This is a genomic window from Sphingomonas sp. (assembly GCF_048594985.1).
In the GTDB taxonomy this organism is placed as follows: domain Bacteria; phylum Pseudomonadota; class Alphaproteobacteria; order Sphingomonadales; family Sphingomonadaceae; genus Sphingomonas_I.
Map to the genome: position 1 here is coordinate 1 of NZ_JBMDXG010000210.1, position 1,868 is coordinate 1,868.

The 1,868-nt window shown below is 69.2% G+C and carries 3 protein-coding genes and 1 tRNA gene; 1 reads left to right on the plus strand and 3 read right to left on the minus strand.

Going from position 1 to position 1,868, the window contains the following annotated elements; translation table 11 throughout:
* Nucleotides 1–21: 21 nt before the first annotated feature.
* Nucleotides 22–98: transfer RNA gene (locus ACOJSF_RS08205), tRNA-Asp, on the plus strand.
* A 32-nt stretch (nucleotides 99–130) separates the two neighbouring features.
* On the opposite strand, the gene ACOJSF_RS08210 is transcribed toward ACOJSF_RS08205, so the two are convergent.
* The 3 genes from ACOJSF_RS08210 to ACOJSF_RS08220 form a co-directional block, all read right to left on the minus strand.
* On the minus strand, nucleotides 131–973 hold the full coding sequence (locus ACOJSF_RS08210; protein ID WP_420141728.1) for a GGDEF domain-containing protein: 843 nt from the start codon (nucleotides 971–973) through the stop codon (nucleotides 131–133).
* A gap of 220 nt (nucleotides 974–1,193) precedes the next feature.
* The gene (locus tag ACOJSF_RS08215; protein WP_420141729.1) at nucleotides 1,194–1,403 is read right to left on the minus strand and encodes a DUF2842 domain-containing protein; all 210 of its coding nucleotides are present in this window, start codon (nucleotides 1,401–1,403) and stop codon (nucleotides 1,194–1,196) included.
* Nucleotides 1,400–1,868: 5-formyltetrahydrofolate cyclo-ligase (locus ACOJSF_RS08220; RefSeq protein ID WP_420141730.1), on the minus strand; the 469-nt coding region annotated here is incomplete at its 5' end. The genes ACOJSF_RS08220 and ACOJSF_RS08215, both read right to left, overlap by 4 nt.

A 1,868-nucleotide genomic window follows, 5' to 3' on the forward strand; every position in this document is an offset into this window, starting at 1 on the left:
GTCTCCGCAGGGAACGGCCATGCGGGTGTAGCTCAGTTGGTTAGAGCGCCGGCCTGTCACGCCGGAGGTCGCGGGTTCGAGCCCCGTCACTCGCGCCATCCCGGATGGCGGAGCATTTCTCCCTGAACTGTCAGCCGACGATGACGCGGTCGCGTCCCGCCCGCTTTGCCTCGTAAAGCGCCACGTCGGCGCGCTTGAGCATCGCGGACACGCTCTCATCGCCGATATCGTGCTGCGCGATGCCAGCCGAGAAGGTCAGCCGGCCCAGCGTCTGCCCGGTGGCGTTGACCCGCAGGCTCCGGGCGCCGATCGTGGCACGGATCCGATCGACCTCGCGCCCCGCTGCTGCCGCGTCGAGCCCCTCGAACAGTACGACGAACTCCTCCCCGCCATAGCGCGCGGCGAACAGCCGTTCGCCTGCGTCGCGCGCCAGGCTGGCCGCGACCAGCTTGATCACCTCGTCGCCGATCTGATGACCGAAGCGGTCGTTGAATGCCTTGAAATGATCGATGTCGCAGATCGCGATGCTGAACGGCCGACCCGAGGTCCGCGCCGCTTCGGACGCGATCGCAAGCTGCGCGTCGAGCGCGCGGCGATTGGGCAGCCCCGTCAGCGCGTCACGATTCGCCTGGTCCTGCGCCTCGGTCAGGCTTTCGCGCAGCTGGCGGATCTCGTCGCTGGCGGCATGGAGCTGTTCCTCGACGCCGCTCGTGCGGCTGATCATCGAACGGGTGAGGGCGATCAGCGCGTCGACCACCGGCTGGACGGGGGCGCCCGCTTCCAGATCGGCCGCGTTGCTGGCGAGCGCTCGCCCATATTCCCGGGTGTCGGTGTGCGACCGGCCGACCAGATTGCGGACCTCGCTGAGCCGCGCCTCCGCCTCCGCCACCATGCCATGCAGGTCGGCGGCGGACAGTTCCACGGATCGTTCGGCAGTAAAGGCGGCCGCCGACGCGGCGAATAGGCCGCCCACGCCATGCCCTTTCGTCGTCCGATCGCTTGCGCACGGAGCCGCCGGCGCGCCCGCTGTCACATGGCGATGAGCCATGGCATAATTTGCGGGCGTGGGTTCCAGATGACGATCGAACAGCAGACGCGCGACGTCGTCATACACGCGACGCCACGTATCCTGGTAAGCCAACTCGGTCATGGCGGTGCCGTAACGGGCCCGTATTAAAAAAGACTGACGACCGTCACGCGCGCCAGCGACCAAGCTCCATCCAGCGCAGCAACGGCTTGAGCGGTGCGATCCAGACGATCCCCGCGACGGCGTAGACCAGTGCCTGCAGCGGCCAGGGCAGACGCGCGATCCGATCGGCCTGGCTGACGACCGCGCCGGCCCACAGCATGATATAAAGGAGTATGGCGAGCACGCCCGCCGGCTTTCGCCAGGTGGGCCTCACGCCACCGTCTCCACGCCGATCCACTCGCGCTCGGTCACGATCGCGTGCAGCCCCACATCCCACGGGTCGTGCGGCACCGCGTCGGTCTCCTGCACGGACCAGGCATAGCCGATGCGGACCGCGCCCGGGAGCGCGGCGAAGGCGCGATCATAATGGCCCGCCCCCTGCCCGACGCGGCGGCCCGCGCGATCGAACCCGACGAGCGGCGTGAGGACGATCGTGGGCGCAACCTCATGCCCGGCGGCCGGATGGAGCAGGCCGAATTCGGCGCGGATCAGCGGGTCGCCCGGTTGCCATGCGACGAACCGCATCGTGACGTGGTCGGGCGCCACCTGCGGCAGTGCCAGCGCGTGGCCGCGCGCGGCGAGAATGCCGGCGAGCGGGGCGGGATCGAGTTCGTCGGGAAGCGCATGGTAGAGCGCGACCACCGCGCCGGGTGTGATATGATCAAGCACGCGGCGCGCG